The 16,121-nt window shown below is 43.3% G+C and carries 13 protein-coding genes and 1 tRNA gene; 10 read left to right on the top strand and 4 right to left on the bottom strand.

The genetic code is table 11. The annotated features are described in order from the left end of the window. Positions 1-23 precede the first annotated feature (23 nt). From JMX83_RS05475 to JMX83_RS05435, 9 genes are all read left to right on the top strand, one after another. Positions 24-1,658, top strand: coding sequence for a CTP synthase (locus JMX83_RS05475; protein WP_201599526.1), 1,635 nt, complete (start codon positions 24-26; stop codon positions 1,656-1,658). Between the two features lie 215 nt (positions 1,659-1,873). Beyond that, positions 1,874-2,749 (top strand): 3-deoxy-8-phosphooctulonate synthase, encoded by an 876-nt coding sequence (kdsA, locus tag JMX83_RS05470; RefSeq protein ID WP_201599525.1) that lies wholly within the window; start codon positions 1,874-1,876, stop codon positions 2,747-2,749. 27 nt (positions 2,750-2,776) lie between these two features. After that, positions 2,777-3,031, top strand: a complete 255-nt coding sequence (locus tag JMX83_RS05465) for a heavy-metal-associated domain-containing protein (RefSeq protein ID WP_201599524.1) — start codon at positions 2,777-2,779, stop codon at positions 3,029-3,031. A gap of 232 nt (positions 3,032-3,263) precedes the next feature. Further along, positions 3,264-3,488, top strand: a complete 225-nt coding sequence (locus JMX83_RS05460) for a heavy-metal-associated domain-containing protein (RefSeq protein WP_201599523.1) — start codon at positions 3,264-3,266, stop codon at positions 3,486-3,488. A 345-nt stretch (positions 3,489-3,833) separates the two neighbouring features. Continuing rightward, a complete protein-coding gene (locus JMX83_RS05455) occupies positions 3,834-6,191 on the top strand; it encodes a heavy metal translocating P-type ATPase (protein WP_201599522.1) in 2,358 nt (785 codons plus the stop codon). A gap of 325 nt (positions 6,192-6,516) precedes the next feature. Continuing rightward, complete coding sequence (gene eno / locus JMX83_RS05450; protein WP_201599521.1) at positions 6,517-7,833, top strand: phosphopyruvate hydratase; 1,317 nt, start codon at positions 6,517-6,519, stop codon at positions 7,831-7,833. A 161-nt stretch (positions 7,834-7,994) separates the two neighbouring features. Continuing rightward, positions 7,995-8,303, top strand: a complete 309-nt coding sequence (locus JMX83_RS05445; protein WP_058024088.1) for a septum formation initiator family protein — start codon at positions 7,995-7,997, stop codon at positions 8,301-8,303. Between the two features lie 130 nt (positions 8,304-8,433). Beyond that, a complete protein-coding gene (gene ispD / locus JMX83_RS05440) occupies positions 8,434-9,168 on the top strand; it encodes a 2-C-methyl-D-erythritol 4-phosphate cytidylyltransferase (RefSeq protein ID WP_201599520.1) in 735 nt (244 codons plus the stop codon). A 357-nt stretch (positions 9,169-9,525) separates the two neighbouring features. Continuing rightward, positions 9,526-10,134 carry a BLUF domain-containing protein gene (locus JMX83_RS05435; protein ID WP_201599519.1) on the top strand — a complete coding sequence of 203 codons (609 nt, stop codon included), beginning with the start codon at positions 9,526-9,528 and terminating at the stop codon, positions 10,132-10,134. A 290-nt stretch (positions 10,135-10,424) separates the two neighbouring features. On the opposite strand, the gene JMX83_RS05430 is transcribed toward JMX83_RS05435, so the two are convergent. The 3 genes from JMX83_RS05430 to pyrC form a co-directional block, all read right to left on the bottom strand. Next, positions 10,425-10,500: transfer RNA gene (locus JMX83_RS05430), tRNA-Glu, on the bottom strand. Between the two features lie 531 nt (positions 10,501-11,031). Next, positions 11,032-11,811, bottom strand: coding sequence for a ribonuclease T (rnt, locus tag JMX83_RS05425; RefSeq protein ID WP_227675744.1), 780 nt, complete (start codon positions 11,809-11,811; stop codon positions 11,032-11,034). A gap of 164 nt (positions 11,812-11,975) precedes the next feature. Beyond that, complete coding sequence (gene pyrC / locus JMX83_RS05420; protein ID WP_201599518.1) at positions 11,976-13,046, bottom strand: dihydroorotase; 1,071 nt, start codon at positions 13,044-13,046, stop codon at positions 11,976-11,978. Positions 13,047-13,338: 292 nt separating this feature from the next. Here pyrC and JMX83_RS05415 point away from each other — a divergent pair, with 292 nt between their 5' ends. Next, a complete protein-coding gene (locus JMX83_RS05415) occupies positions 13,339-14,577 on the top strand; it encodes an argininosuccinate synthase (protein WP_201508967.1) in 1,239 nt (412 codons plus the stop codon). Between the two features lie 146 nt (positions 14,578-14,723). Here JMX83_RS05415 and JMX83_RS05410 read toward each other — a convergent pair whose 3' ends face one another. Next, entirely contained in the window at positions 14,724-15,998 is a 1,275-nt protein-coding gene (locus tag JMX83_RS05410) for a hypothetical protein (protein WP_201599517.1), read from the bottom strand. Between the last annotated feature and the right edge of the window lie 123 nt (positions 15,999-16,121).

The raw sequence follows: 16,121 nt of genomic DNA, 5'->3' as shown, positions 1-16,121 counted from the left end.
TTACCAATTACCGACAGAGTACTATGACCAAGTTTATATTCGTGACCGGTGGGGTAGTGTCCTCACTAGGAAAAGGTATCACCGCAGCTTCTCTTGCAGCGGTCTTAGAAGCACGTGGCGTGACTGTCACGATGACCAAAATGGATCCGTACATCAACGTCGATCCAGGTACGATGAGTCCGTTTCAGCATGGTGAGGTGTTCGTCACCGAAGATGGTGCAGAGACAGATTTGGATTTGGGTTATTATGAGCGTTTTTTACGTCACTCAAAAATGAGCAAAAGTAATAACTTCACCAGTGGTCGTATCTATCAGAACGTTTTAAATAAAGAACGCCGCGGTGAATATCTAGGCGGTACGGTACAGGTTATTCCGCATATTACTGATGAAATCAAAAGTAAAATTCTTGCTAGTGGCGAAGGCTATGATATCGCGATTATCGAGATCGGCGGTACGGTTGGTGATATCGAATCGCTTCCATTTATGGAAGCCGTACGTCAGATGCAAGTAGAGCTTGGCCGTAACAGAGCTATGCTAATGCATCTCACTTTAGTACCTTATATTGCCAGTGCAGGTGAGACAAAAACCAAGCCGACACAGCACTCTGTAAAAGAGCTGCGCTCTATCGGTCTACAGCCTGATATCCTAATTTGCCGCTCTGATCACCATATCTCACAAGACAACCGTCGTAAGATTGCGCTATTCACTAACGTTGAAGAGCGTGCGGTCATTATGTGTGAAGATGCGCAAAGTATCTATCAAATACCGCGCACGCTACATGAGCAAGACCTTGATGATCTCATCTGTGAGCGTTTTGGTCTTGATGTGCCCGAAGCAGATTTGAGCGATTGGGATAAAGTGGTTGAAGCCCAGCTTAACCCTGAAGGGACAGTGACAGTTGCGATGGTTGGCAAATACGTTGAGCTACCAGATGCTTATAAATCTATCAACGAAGCATTACTACACGCAGGTATCACGCATAAAGTTGATGTCAAAATCGACTATATCGATGCTGAGCGTTTAGAAGGTGACGACACTCTATTGGCGCAGCTAAAAGATGCCAATGCTATCTTAGTACCAGGTGGCTTTGGTGAGCGCGGTACGATGGGTAAAATAAAAGCCATTACTTATGCTCGTGAAAATAATGTGCCATATCTAGGCATTTGCCTTGGTATGCAGTTGGCCGTGATTGAGTATGCGCGTAATGTACTTAATATCAATGCCAACTCTTCTGAGTTTGATCGTAAGACAGCTGAGCCAATCATTGGGCTTATCACTGAATGGTTAGATGAGCGCGGCGAGCTACAGATTCGCAGTGATGACTCAGACCTTGGTGGCACGATGCGTCTAGGCGCACAGCAAGCCGAATTGGTTTCTGGTAGCAAGCTAAGCCAAATTTACGGCGCGAGCAATATCACTGAGCGCCATCGCCATCGCTATGAGATGAACAACCGTTATATTGAGCCATTAGAGCAAGCGGGTATGACGATCTCTGGTTATTCTGCCAAACAGCACTTGGTAGAGTCGGTTGAGATTAGCGAGCATCCATGGTTCGTTGCCGTACAGTTCCATCCAGAGTTCACTAGCTCACCACGTGGTGGTCATCCACTGTTCAATAGCTTTGTCAAAGCTGCGAAAAACCACAGCGAAGCAAAATAGCTCTCAGAATGTAATGTGTATCGAAAGAGTTTATTATAAAAAAGGCTGATCTTCGGATCGGTCTTTTTTTTGCTTGATTTTGAGCAATGCGGATAGTTGCTCAATGATTATCGATATTGATGCTATCTAATTACGCTTGCATACTTTTTTTCATCAAGCTATCCGTTACAATATGGGACAGACATATTCATAACAAAATAAGAGGTAATGGCTAAATGGAAAACCTATTAACGTCGCAATCACACATTGCACTTAACACGCCTAATAATAAGACGATCAACATTGGTAATGATCAACCCTTTGTATTATTTGGTGGGATGAACGTCTTAGAATCTAAAGAGTTGGCGTTTGAGATTGCTGAGCAATACGTTGAGATATGTGAGCGCTTGGGTATCGGCTATGTGTTTAAAGCGAGTTTTGATAAAGCCAACCGCTCAAGCTTGCATTCTTACCGAGGTCCGGGACTAGAGCAAGGTATCGATTGGCTCGGGCAAATCAAAGAAAAATTCCAAGTACCGATTATCACTGATGTACATGAGCCGCATCAAGCAGCACCAGTCGCTGAAGTTGCTGATATTATCCAGTTGCCAGCTTTTTTGTCACGCCAGACGGATTTAGTCCATGCAATGGCAAAAACAGATGCCGTCATTAATATTAAAAAGGCGCAGTTTTTAGCCCCTCATGAGATGCGTCATATCGTCAATAAGTGTCTAGAAGGCGGTAATGATAAGCTGATACTTTGTGAGCGTGGTAGTGCCTTTGGTTATAACAATCTGGTCGTCGATATGCTAGGTTTTGACACCATGAAGCAGATGGATATCCCCGTATTTTTTGACGTGACACATAGCTTGCAGCAGCCAGGCGCGCGTAGTGATAGTGCAGGCGGCCGCCGTGAGCAGATTACCACACTGGCACGTGCCGGTATGGCAACAGGATTGGCAGGGTTATTTTTAGAAGCACATCCAAGTCCAGAAACGGCGAAATGTGATGGACCATGTGCGCTGCGCATGAGTCAGTTAGAGCCGTTCTTACGTCAGCTTAAGCAAATTGATGATTTGGTCAAAGGCTTCGATATGTTAGATACGCATTGATACGGTAAGTGAAAAGAGGATTAGGCAATGGCAATTCAGATGGCAAAAGTCAGTATAGAAAATATCAACGATGAAGATGGTCTAGATAGTGTAATGACCGCTCTTAAAAATATCTCAGGCGTGACTGCTATCGATCTAGATCCTATGCATGATGTTGCAACGGTCAGTTATGATGATACGGATACGAGTATCCATGCCTTGACGGCGGCGATTAGTATGGTTGATTATGTCACTCAGCCATTTCCTATCGATGCGCCGCAAAATCCGCATCATAACGACTAAGATATATAGACGATCTGGATGCTAAATAAGCAATGAGTAGCGCTTAGGTTTTTATTAAGAAGTTCCTGTCTTGTTAATAGCATCTCGTTAATAAAGTAACAACCAAAGTGTCTTGCTGTCGCTGATGATAGAGCTTATGCTTGTTTAGTGGTGCTTTGATAGGTTTTGAGAAGTAAATATTGAAGAACAGCTATCAAGGCTACTTTTCACTAATAAAAATAAGGAGCCAACCATGGCAAGCCAAACACGTATTATTCAAATTGATGGCATGACTTGTGGCGGTTGCGTGGCAAGTGTACATACTGCTACTGCCGACATTGACGGTTTAGATACGATCACCGTTGATCTAGCTGATAATCTAGCGACGGTCACTTTTGATGATAGCAAAACCAGTGCAGAGGCCATTGCTTCAGCTATTGATGATGCTGGATTTGAGGCAACAGTCGCTAATTCATAGATTGCATCATTTATTAAAAAACCAGCTATCATGTTATTACTAGCATGATAGCTGGTTTTTTTAATGGTTAAAAATTCCGATTATAGATTACGTCCATGGCTGTCCTAGTTTGCTGCTATTTACTAAATGATTGAGGCTTACTTGAATAGATGATGGTTGTGACCATCTAATAGGCGCTACCTGAATATATTGCAATATGTCTGTCTATAATCACTGGATATTCTAAACAGCGTATTCATACTGATTGTTATCGTGTTTTACTTGTTTCATTTGATTTTTTTGTCAATCCACTGATATTTTATTATGGCTTCTATGGACATATAGACGCTATAAAGAGTTATTTTTATGAATGATAATACCCGTACCACTAGTGATGAATCCTACGATGTTGAGACTGACATCCAATCAAATACGCCACTTGCACCGCAACATGCGCATCTACAATTGGCGATTGATGGCATGACGTGTCAGGCCTGTGCTTCACGGATTGAGAAGGTGCTGAATAAAAAGCCTTCGGTGTATGAAGTGAGTGTGAATTTTGCTGGTGAAACGGCAAATGTAGATTATGATCCGACGCAAACGACGCCAGAACAGGTCACAGAGTGGGTAAACAAGACGGGTTTTGTTGCCAACCTACAAGTCAGCGACAGTTTATTTGCAAAAACAGATGAAGACACAGCCACCCAATATCCATGGCGATTGATTGGTTTATGGTTGTGTTTGGTGCCATTTTTGGTGGGCATGGCAGGCATGTTGGTGGGTGCTGGGATGGCGTGGATGCCGCCCATTTGGATTCAGTTTATTTTAGCGACGATTGTACAGTTTGGCTTTGCGTTACCATTTTATAAGAGCGCATGGGCATCCATCAAAGGTGGTCTTGCCAATATGGATGTACTGGTGGTGATTGGTACCGTGACGATATGGGCATATTCGACTTATCTGTGGCTCACGCATGGCGATGGCACTTTAGGTAGCCTCTTGCAAAGTGGACACATGGGCGCACACGTTGTCAGTGATAGCCCAGCCGTATATTTTGAAGCAGGGGTAATGGTTATTGCTTTTGTGCGGACTGGTAAATACTTGGAGGAACGTACCAAGAAGCATAGCCTCAACAGCATTGATTTATTATTGTCATTGACGCCTGATGAAGTCGAGCAGCAGCAGCCAAATGGTGATTTTCATAACATTGCACTGTCTGATGTGCAAATAGGCGATATCTTGCGTGCCAAGCAAGGCAGCCGTGTCGCGACCGATGGCATCGTCACAGATGGTAGCGGCTGGTGCGTGGAGAGTCACTTAACAGGTGAGTCAATAGCGCTCAAAAAAGAAGTGGGCGATGGATTACTGGCAGGTGCTTTGGTGGAGAATGGTAGTTTGCTCTATCGTGTGAGTGCCAAGGGTAGTGACACCAAGCTTGGTGATATGGTACAAGCATTGAGTGATGCGCAAGGCTCAAAAGCTAACTTGGCGAGGCTGGCTGATAGAGTGACCGCAGTGTTTGTGCCAATTGTAGTGACCATTGCTTTGGTTACTTTTGGCCTAACATGGTGGCTGACAGGCATGATCGATACTGCCTTGATGCACGCCGTATCAGTATTGGTTATTGCTTGTCCTTGTGCGCTTGGTCTAGCCACGCCAGCAGCCATCATGGCAGGTATGGGGGTTGCTGCGCGTCACGGTGTTTGGTTCAAAGACGCACAAAGTCTCGAGGCGGCAGGCAATATTGATACAGTAGTGCTCGATAAGACGGGCACGCTGACCATTGGTAAGCCAACTATCGTTGATCAGGTCATGGTGGATAAGTCACTGGCCGTTGACGATGTATTGCAAATTGCAGCCAGTGTCGAGGCGCACGCCAGTCATCCACTAGCAACAGCTCTGATCAATACTGCTAAAGACCGACAATTATCTCTATTCAACGTGACTGATGTCAGTGTGATAAAAGGTGCTGGTATACAAGCGAATATCGAAGGGCTTGGGCTGATAAAAGTTGGCACGGCAGAGTTTGCGAACTTGACGTTGCCAAGATTTATGCCAAAAGTATGGCAAATTGCCAGTACCGTTGCGATTAGTATTAATGATGAACCACTAGGCGCGTTTGCACTAGCTGATGACTTGAAAGCGGACACGCCACAAGCAATCACTGCGCTACAAGATGCTGGTATCAATGTGATCTTGATGAGTGGTGATAAGCAGTCCGTTGTCGACCATGTGGCAGGGCAGCTGGGCATTGATAAGGCTTATGGCAAGATGAGCCCACGTGACAAAGCAAGCCAAATTGCATTATTGCAGACGGCTGGGCATAAGGTGGCGATGGCAGGAGATGGCGTCAATGATGCGCCAGCAATGGCCACCGCTGATGCCAGTTTTGCGATGTTTGAAGGGACTGATGTCGCGCAGCACAGTGCTTCTGCCCGTTTGATGGGTGAGTCTTTGATGCATATTGATGCCGCGCAAAAAATCGCCCAAGCAACGCTACGTAATATTAAGCAAAATTTGTTTTTTGCCTTTATTTATAACTGTCTTGGAATTCCACTTGCTGCGTTTGGGTTTTTGAATCCGATGATTGCGGCGGCAGCTATGGCGCTTAGCTCTATCTCAGTTTTGATGAATGCGCTACGATTGACACGCTTTAAAACAGAGGTTGAGCTAGATAATACGGTATCTGCCCCGCACACCAATAAAACGCGTTTAGCGAAATAATAATTACTGTATTAGCACTGATATTTCATCAACGCAGACCAAAAAATTATATGAGATATACCTATCTATGATGATATTTATGACCGCAAGTCAGTGTAAGATAAGGGAAGTTTGATAAAATATATGCTATGATGCCAAGCACGATAGCCAACCGTTAATCTGTTCAATAAGCTTTCCATCATATGCAAATATAGTCATATGGCGGAAAGGTTTGAAGGGATTCTAGGTGTATTGGCTATATGATATTTTTCTTTATCTTTTTTGTATGCTAGCTGCCGTTATTTATCTCACAAACTTGGCATGACCAAAGGAATTAACAGACATTATGTACGCTGAAGAAACCAACAACGTCACCGCAATTAAAGACATTCGCGCTCGTGAAATTTTAGACTCGCGCGGCAACCCCACTATCGAAGCTGATGTGATCTTAGCTGATGGCACTGTCGGCCGTGCTGCGGCGCCAAGTGGCGCATCAACAGGTTCACGTGAAGCGCTTGAGTTACGTGATGGCGACAAATCTCGCTATATGGGTAAAGGCGTCAAAAAAGCCGTTTCTAACGTCAACAGTCAGATTCGTAGTGCTTTGATTGATAAAGATGTGACTGAACAGCAAGCCATTGATGATGCCATGATTGCGCTAGACGGCACAGAAAACAAAGAAAGCTTGGGTGCGAATGCCATGCTAGCGGTGTCACTTGCTACTGCCAAAGCGGCTGCCAAGTCACAGAGTCTGCCATTGCATCAGTATATTGCTAACTTGCGTAATCAGACGTCATTGACCATGCCTGTGCCAATGATGAACATCTTGAACGGTGGCGAGCACGCGGACAATACCGTTGATATTCAAGAGTTTATGATTGAGCCAGTTGGCTTTACCAGCTTTTCAGAAGCGCTGCGTGCTGGCACAGAGATTTTCCACAGCTTAAAGTCTGTGTTGAAATCACAAGGCTTAAATACCGCTGTCGGCGATGAAGGTGGTTTTGCACCCAATCTACGTAGCAACGAAGAAGCCATCACCGTCATTATGCAAGCGATCGAGCAAGTTGGCTACAAAGCGGGCGAAGACATTCATCTTGCGCTAGATTGTGCAGCTAGTGAATTTTATAAAAATGGTCAATACGTCTTGGCAGGCGAAGGCAACAAAGCTTTTGATAGCCAAGGGTTCTCAGACTACCTCGTTGGGCTGGCACGTCAATATCCGATTATCTCTATCGAAGACGGTCTTGATGAGTCAGATTGGGATGGTTGGAAGTATCTGACCGAGCAGATTGGTGATAAAGTCCAATTGGTTGGTGATGATCTATTCGTGACCAATCCTACAATCTTGCAAGAAGGTATCGATAAGCATATTGCCAATGCAATTCTGATTAAATTCAACCAAATCGGTACATTGTCAGAAACGCTAGATGCGATTTATATGGCGAAGAAAAATGGCTATGCAACCATCATCTCGCATCGTTCAGGCGAAACCGAAGACAGCACCATTGCAGACTTAGCAGTTGGTACCGCTGCCGGTCAGATCAAAACAGGCTCACTATGCCGCTCAGATCGCGTTGCTAAATACAACCAATTGCTACGCATCGAGCAGCAAGTACGTGCAAGCTATCGTGGCCGTGAAGAGTTTATTGGTCTACGTGGTTAACAGACTGACTTGGCTTTTTAACGTGTAATATGCGTCAAAAAGTCTAAGCTTGAAAGCCGAATTTATCATTAAATCTAGGCGATATATAATCATTTGTGTATCGCCTAATCATCTTAAAACTTTAATCTCATTCTTTCTATGTTGTTTGGCGTTGTCACCTTATGAAATATTTTAGCCAATTTATACTACTTGCTTTAGCCGTTGCAGTGCTTTTGGGATTGCAATATCAGTATTGGCTGGGAGAAAATGGCCATTTTGAACATAACAAGTTGACGGCTCAAATTGAAGAGCAACAACGCTTAAATGACAATCAAGTTGCAGCAAACAATCTATTACGTACCGATGTGCAAGATCTAAAAACTGGACTTGAGGCGGTGGAGGAGCACGCTCGCTTAGATTTGGGTTTAATCAAACCAAATGAAACTTTTGTCCAAGTATCAACTGCACCAACGACACATAGTAGCTATTAAACTATAGCTATCGATCTGTACGATGTGATATCAAGCATTATCATTGATTATAGAGCCATCCGTCATTCTTATCATTTTCACTATCTCTCTTTAAATATATCGTCATGGGTTCAACCATGAGTATCACACTATGAATAAAACCCCTAATACACATGCCATGATCGTCGCAGCTGGTCGCGGCAGCCGTTTTGGTGCGTCTATCGCCAAGCAATATACAATGCTAGAAGGTCAGACGTTATTGCAGCACAGCGTGGCTAGGCTTAGCCATAGCGATTATATTAATAAATGTCTGTTGGTCGTAGCAGCAGACGACAGCACAGCGCAGGAGCTAGAGTTTGAGCTTCCTATATATTACGCAGTTGGCGGGACCGAGCGTTGGCAATCAGTACAGGCAGGGGTAGAGGCCATCAGTCAGTCAGGCGGCGATGATTCGGATTTAGTACTCATTCATGATGCGGCACGTCCCGCTGTACCGAGTGTGGATATCGATCAAGTTATCAAAGCGGCGATGATGGAGCCTTATGGTGCTATTTTAGCGACACCGGTGGCCGATACGTTGAAGACATCCTATCAGCAAACCACACCTACTGAGGAAGATAGACTTATTCCTTATGCGAAATGCACTATTGACCGTAGCAACATATGGCAAGCTCAAACCCCGCAAGTTTTTCGCTTAGGTCAGCTGAAACGCGTCCTACGCTATGTATCTGAACATCAGCTCAGCATCACAGACGAAGCCAGTGCTTTTGAGCACTTAGAGCTACCTATACGTTTGGTGCCTGGTAGTCGACAAAACATCAAGCTTACGTATCCTGATGACGCCATATTACTGGCAGCAATTCTTGATATCCAATCCTCACATTAATCAAATTTATAGATTTGCTTCGTATTTATATCAGATAGCTCAAGGTAATGACTGTCAATATCGCATCAATTTTACGGCAAATTTTAGCCTCAATAGAAGTTAAGATATATTAATTAAATATATAATATATATTTAAAACATGTTTTTTGTATATAAGCAAGGTTATTAGTTAATAAGAGGTTGCTTTGATGACCAATCTAACCTATGATGTAACTAACTTAATACAATTAATATAAAAACTTATAAAATCAATAATATATCAGAGAAAATTATTACATTTAGTGATGTTGTCTCTATATTTTCTGAAGTTAGTATGATTGTTTTAGCGACATTTACCTAATAATAGGGAGAAGCTGATTGTCAACAATCAACGATTCGACAAATCCAGTAACGACAGATCTCTGCCAGCTTGTATATATAAGCCGGATTACTTCTACTGGTCTTTCAAGTCCTAGCACGCTTAATGACATTTCAGAGACCGCAGTTGAGCGTAACCACGCCGATAACATTACCGGTATTCTTTGCTATGGCAATGGATACTTTTTGCAATGTGTCGAAGGATCAGAACAAGCACTAACAAATCTAAAAAACCGACTGCTAACAGATGATCGACATAAAGAATTAGAAATCTTAGACTTCTCGGAAATCACAAAGCGCCGTTTTGGCAGTTGGTCATTACGCTCTATCACACTTGAGCGCTGGATGACTAAAGAGTCTGAGCTCAAAAAACTGATGCCATTTAAGCCTTATGATTGGAATGCTAATGAGTGGCAGAAATTCTTAGATATTTTGCAAGAGTATTACGAAGAGCAGAATAGAACAGGCAATATCGATACGGCACCTATTAAGTATAATACTTTAGGCGTGACGTTGAGTAAGGTCGTAGGTCAACATCAGGCATTCTTTTTAATTCAGACGGTACTCGGCCTGATGATAGCTGCTACATTACTATGGCTAATGCTGTAATCGATAGATAATATAATTATAGGAGTCCACTCTCTTATAATTCTCAGTATGTTAATACTATTGCTCATCGAGATAAATACTAATTATATCTAGTTGAGCAGACAAGCAAGAAAGAGCTAGCATTGATTCAATGCTGGCTCTTTCTTGTTTAAACAAATAGCTTAGATATTAAGAATAGTTTGGATATTAAGAGTAGACATAAAAAACCCCCACTCATAATATATTATGAGTGGGGGTTTTGGTGGTACCATTGTTAGTCTTATTGAGTGCTAACAAGTGACGCCAGATAGTGGCGTCCCCAGGGGGATTCGAACCCCCGTTACCGCCGTGAAAGGGCGGTGTCCTAGGCCTCTAGACGATGGGGACTAGTAACAACACTTCAACTGCTTTCACCATTTATGCTGAAGTGGTGCGTATTTTAATAGCGTCTGCGTTTCCTGTCAAGCCTTTTTCTACGTCTTTTTAAAATTAAATATCTTTTTTTAATTGCACGGCGAGGATGGAGATCATTGCGCTTTAAATGATACCGAATCCATAGGGAAGTACAAGCACTAATAGTTAAAGCGAGCAACATATAGCCTAGGATGGTTCCCCATAACTTGAGTTGTGGATCCATAATAAAGTCCCTCCTATTAGGCCTCGATAGTATTCGCTACCAAGGCAGAGTGAGCAGCTTGAACTATCTATAGGATATAACTGCATCGCTTAAGCGCGACATTCATCATAAGTAGTCATATTAGCCGTCCAAAAATATGACATTTATTATCATACAAAATAATTCCATCTGCTTATCGTGATATCAATCATATCCCTATTGATTATCAAATCAAGATGTCAAAGTCATCAAGTATTACAAATAGCACTATTATCTATGATTGGCAATATATGATATGTGACTTATTCACTATCGTTATCAGCTGATGCTTCTTTAGCCTCTTCATTGTGCATCGCATTAGCGAGCATAGGATAATTATTGAGTATGTGACAGAACAGCTCGGCTGTCTTTTGAGTGTCATACAGTGCTGAGTGAGCATTTTTACCATCAAACTCGAGTCCTGCTGCCTTACATGCCCGTGCTAGTACAGTTTGTCCAAATGCCAGTGCAGACAAAGTTACGGTATCAAACACTGAAAAGTTGTGAAAAGGATTGTGGTTCTTACTATTGGTACGTAGCACAGCTGCATTTAGAAATGCCAAATCGAAATGCGCGTTGTGTCCAATCAGAACACATTGACGGCACTCTTCTTCGCGGCGTACTTCTTTTAAGCCTTTAAAGATACGGCGAAGGGCCGTTTTTTCATCTTCAGCAATGGCTTTACGCATTGGGTTGTTAGGATCGATGCCAGTAAAGGCAAGGGCACTGGGCTCTAAATTTGCACCCTCAAATGGCTCAACATGAGCATTGAATGCCTCACCTGGATAAAATACGCCATGCTCATCAAGTAATACAGGGATACAGGCGATTTCTAATAGCGCATCAGTCTGAGAGTTAAAACCCGCTGTCTCAACATCGACAACGACAGGCAAAAACTTACGAAATCGGTCTTTTAGACTCAAGGGTGTTTGTTCGTCGTCGCTCTTGTCTTGAGTAGCAGCACTTGGGATTACGTTCAGGTCATCATCTGTAGAATTTGAGACATCTGCGTCAGGTAAGGTTGCTGTATTTTGATTGGTCATATCAAGTTCAATCACTTTTATCAGTCGTGCTGGTATATGGAATTGCACATCATTATTTCATAACATCGATAACGCCTTTGCACTAAGGAGGTTTAGTACAAAGGTATCATTGGCATTATAGAAAAAATAATAAGTTGCTTTGTCAGTGCTAGGCTGCGTGGCTACTAGATCTTAAGCGACCAAGGTAACGTTTCACCTGCCATAAGCGGCGTTAATGATGCACCATCAAAGTAAGGGTAGTCGTTCGGTACTTGCATAGGGGTGTTGACAAGCGTAATGGTACTCTCGTTTAGAGGTAGACCGTAGAACTGCGCGCCAAAGCGACTGGCAAACCCTTCTAGCTTGTCTATTTTGCCAACGCTATCAAACGCAGTGGCATATAACGGTAGGGCAGTTGCTGAACTATAGCAACCAGCACAGCCGCAAGCAGCTTCTTTCTTGTCGGTAGCATGTGGCGCAGAGTCGGTACCCAAGAAGAATTTTGGATTACCACTCGTGGCCACATCTAACAGGACTTTCTGGTGGCTCTCACGCTTCAAAATAGGTAAGCAATAAAAGTGCGGTTTGATACCACCAACCAATAAATGGTTGCGATTAAACATTAAATGCTGCGGGGTAATAGTGGCAGCAACATGGTTGCCTTGAGCCAATACAAAATCCGCTGCATCACTGGTCGTTATATGCTCTACCACGATTTTTAATGTTGGGAATTTGACGATGATTTGTGCCAGCACTTCGTCTAAGAAACGCTTTTCGCGATCAAAGATATCTATATGGTCTTGCGTCACTTCGCCATGTATCAATAGTGGTAAATTGTGCTTTTCTAGTGCTTCAAATACATCGACACAGGCATTGATGTTGGTAACACCATCGGCAGAATTGGTGGTCGCTCCAGCAGGGTAAAGTTTAACCGCTTGTACGATACCTGACTGTGCGGCCAACTCGATATCTTGAGCAGTGGTATTGTCCGTTAAGTACAGAGTCATACGTGGATCAAAGGCTGATTTTCGCTCAAGACTTAAATCGCTTGCTGCCAAAGTTTCCATGATACGCGCGCGATAGGCCTGCGCATCATGTGCATTTTTGACTGGCGGCACAAGGTTTGGCATACAGATCACACGGTTAAAACTACCTGCTGCGTGCGGTACGGTCGTGCTCAACGCCTGATCGTCGCGCAAGTGAATATGCCAATCATCTGGCTGAAGGATGGTTAATTCTCTAATCGAATCAGTCATAGTGTCAAAGCGCTCTATATCGTCAAATAAAGGAAAAAAGAGGATAATACTGTGCGACTATCATAACAGATTTGCCCAGTTGACTAAATATAAGGCGAAATATCTGTACGTAATTCATTGAGCACTATTCAACCCTTTTTAGGTTTTAAGCCAAAAGCACACGCCTTATGGCAGTTAGACTTTTGCCTATAGTAAATATGATGTACACTGAGCAGGTAATTTCTTTTTAACTTGCTTTCGATTTGATCTTAGCGCGTTTACTAAAACTAAATTCTCATAACAGGAGTTTTTCATGGCTCAACTTGATCCAAAAAATATTAATAAAATCGTATTGGCATACTCAGGTGGTCTTGATACCTCAATCATCGCTAAATGGCTGCAAGAAACCTATGATGCGGAAGTGATCACCTTTACCGCTGATATCGGTCAAGGCGAAGAAGTTGAGCCAGCAAGAGCCAAAGCTCAAGCAATGGGTATCAAGCACATTCATATCGAAGATTTGCGCGAAGAGTTTGCCCGCGATTACGTATTCCCGATGTTCCGTGCCAATGCTATCTATGAAGGTGAGTATTTACTCGGTACGTCTATCGCCCGTCCACTAATCGCTAAGCGTTTGGTTGAGATTGCTAAAGAACACAATGCCGATGCCATCAGTCATGGCGCGACTGGTAAAGGTAATGACCAAGTTCGTTTTGAGCTAGGTGCTGTCGCTTTGTCACCAGACGTGGTAACGATTGCTCCTTGGCGTGAGTGGGATTTATCAAGCCGCGAAAGCTTGATGCAATATGCCGAAGAGCATGATATCGCAATCGATTATGCAGGCAATAAGAAAAAATCTCCTTATTCAATGGATGCCAACTTACTGCATATCTCTTATGAAGGTGGCGTTCTAGAAGAGCCGTACACTGAAGCAGAAGAAGACATGTGGCGTTGGTCTGTCAGCCCAGAAGACGCGCCTGATGAAGCGCAATATCTAGAATTAGAATACAAGAAAGGCGATATCGTTGCTATCGATGGCGAAGCACTAAAGCCTTATGAAGTCATGATTAAGCTGAATGAAATCGGCGGCAAACATGGTATCGGCCGTTTAGATATCGTTGAAAACCGTTATGTTGGTATGAAGTCACGTGGTTGCTACGAGACGCCAGCTGGCACAATTATGCTAAAAGCGCATCGCGGTATCGAGTCACTAACACTTGATCGTGAAGCCGCCCATCTAAAAGATGAGCTCATGCCACGCTATGCAAAAATCATCTACAATGGCTATTGGTTCAGCCCTGAGCGTATGATGCTACAGGCATTGATTGACAAATCACAAGAATACGTCAACGGCACGGTACGTGTAAAATTATACAAAGGTGCTGTGAGCGTCGTCGGTCGTAAGTCAGATGATTCGTTATTTGATGAAAAAATCGCAACGTTCGAAGATGATGCGGGTGCTTACGATCAAAAAGACGCAGAAGGTTTTATCCGTCTAAATGGTCTACGTTTGGCTATCGAAGCTAGCCGTGGTCGTGATTTGTCTAAATAAGCATTTCGATTGTACGTAGTTAATTAAGTATTTAGCTCGAAAGCAGTAAAAAAGAGGCCTATATAAATAGCGCCTCTTTTTTTTATGGCTGATGCGTTTCTATCAAGCCTCTGTTTTGAACATTACTTTATTAACAGCACATGTCTTTATTGAGCTTTTGCAGCTCCTATATCAGACTCTTCATCGTCCATCCTTACAATAGCGACATCTTGTTGCTGACGTTCATCAGTAATATCTTGTTCTAATATCTCTTCGGTGGCGAGCACGACGCCATCAGATTTTTGCGATTGATATTTGAGAGTAGCAAGCGCCCCCAGTACACCAATGACAAGTATAATAATAAGAATGACAGGGTTTTTCCAAAGCGGCGTTGAAGCGTCATATTCTATCGGCTTCTCGCTCGTTGTCGCTGGCGTGTTATCATTATTGCCACCGATTAATCCTAAGCTTACCAACGGCGGCTTTGGTGGATTGGCGGGTTCAGAGTTGATGCGCAGTCGATTTCGACTAAGATAGATATCAGATATTTTCGCCAGCTGTAATAACCAACGCTGATGTGGCAAAGCAATAGCGTGCATCTCTTCAAATACCAGCATGTCGTTATGACGACCCTGCGGCAAGTTATCCGGTGAGCGACCAATGGCTTTTAGGTAATTACCCGTTGCCAATTGCATGTCTTGTACAGGTTCATGGTTTTTAGGTTCGAACCCTGTCAACTCGTACCAGTGGCTATCAAAAGGTGGCGGGGTGCTTGATAACTGCTCAGCGTGTAATAGCTTGAGTTCTGCACTCTCCGCATGATTTTCCAAAGGTTCTTTGTCTTCTATAGACTCTGTCAGTGTAGCCGGCTCGCTGTTAGCACGCTCTGACTCAAGAGTAGGCACTGCTTGCGTTTGCTCATTGCTAAACCGTGCTGCGGACAAAAACTGTGGTTGTAGGGCAAACCATTTATTCATCTCGTCACTATCGAGTTGACTGTATTCTGCCAAGATAGCCAATTCTCGAAGGACAATCACGCATAAAGAGGTGAGTAAGATTTGAACTTGCTGTGTTTTTGCATGAATATCTTCAGCAATATGGTCACTGATTTTTATCACACGGGCGCTGTTATTAAAAACGGCATCTGCCGCATCGTTTCGGTGATATAACGTCGCCTTGAGAGTCGCAAAATTCATGGAGTTGTATTGTCGTAACTCTTTGACAGCAGCACGTCCAAATAGCCTTTTGCTGAGTGCTTGTCCTTGATGTTGCTGCTGATAGGCAAGAAGTGCGCTCACAATAGCTTGTAAACTGGCATCCATTGCCAGCCTCGCTTGTGGCAACGAAAGCTGTGCGGCATCAGCCAAAAGTGGCAGCATAGGCTTGGTATCATGATATAAAAAATCATACATCGACACACGTGTCGGTGAAATAGTCGTCATAATCTGCTAGCATCAAAAAGTGTGCCTCTATATTACGGTGCCAAAAGCATTGACACAATCCCTTGATAATAGAAATTTTGAATCAGTTTTACCAATTACCTTAACAGTCATCTTATGGATGAC

It is taken from the genome of Psychrobacter piscatorii (genome assembly GCF_904846415.1).
Classification (GTDB): domain Bacteria; phylum Pseudomonadota; class Gammaproteobacteria; order Pseudomonadales; family Moraxellaceae; genus Psychrobacter; species Psychrobacter piscatorii.
Note: the sequence above shows the minus strand (reverse complement) of the source record. Positions and strands in the feature narration are given on the sequence as shown.

Excerpts from the sequence above, each read along its gene's own strand:
- pyrC (WP_201599518.1), bottom strand. The coding sequence starts at position 13,046 with ATGACTGATTCGATTAGAGAATTAACCATCCTTCAGCCAGATGATTGG.
- ispD (WP_201599520.1), top strand. The coding sequence starts at position 8,434 with ATGAATAAAACCCCTAATACACATGCCATGATCGTCGCAGCTGGTCGC.
- JMX83_RS05475 (WP_201599526.1), top strand. The coding sequence starts at position 24 with ATGACCAAGTTTATATTCGTGACCGGTGGGGTAGTGTCCTCACTAGGA.
- JMX83_RS05415 (WP_201508967.1), top strand. The coding sequence starts at position 13,339 with ATGGCTCAACTTGATCCAAAAAATATTAATAAAATCGTATTGGCATAC.
- JMX83_RS05445 (WP_058024088.1), top strand. The coding sequence starts at position 7,995 with ATGAAATATTTTAGCCAATTTATACTACTTGCTTTAGCCGTTGCAGTG.
- JMX83_RS05460 (WP_201599523.1), top strand. The coding sequence starts at position 3,264 with ATGGCAAGCCAAACACGTATTATTCAAATTGATGGCATGACTTGTGGC.
- kdsA (WP_201599525.1), top strand. The coding sequence starts at position 1,874 with ATGGAAAACCTATTAACGTCGCAATCACACATTGCACTTAACACGCCT.
- rnt (WP_227675744.1), bottom strand. The coding sequence starts at position 11,811 with ATGACCAATCAAAATACAGCAACCTTACCTGACGCAGATGTCTCAAAT.
- eno (WP_201599521.1), top strand. The coding sequence starts at position 6,517 with ATGTACGCTGAAGAAACCAACAACGTCACCGCAATTAAAGACATTCGC.
- JMX83_RS05410 (WP_201599517.1), bottom strand. The coding sequence starts at position 15,998 with ATGACGACTATTTCACCGACACGTGTGTCGATGTATGATTTTTTATAT.
- JMX83_RS05465 (WP_201599524.1), top strand. The coding sequence starts at position 2,777 with ATGGCAATTCAGATGGCAAAAGTCAGTATAGAAAATATCAACGATGAA.
- JMX83_RS05455 (WP_201599522.1), top strand. The coding sequence starts at position 3,834 with ATGAATGATAATACCCGTACCACTAGTGATGAATCCTACGATGTTGAG.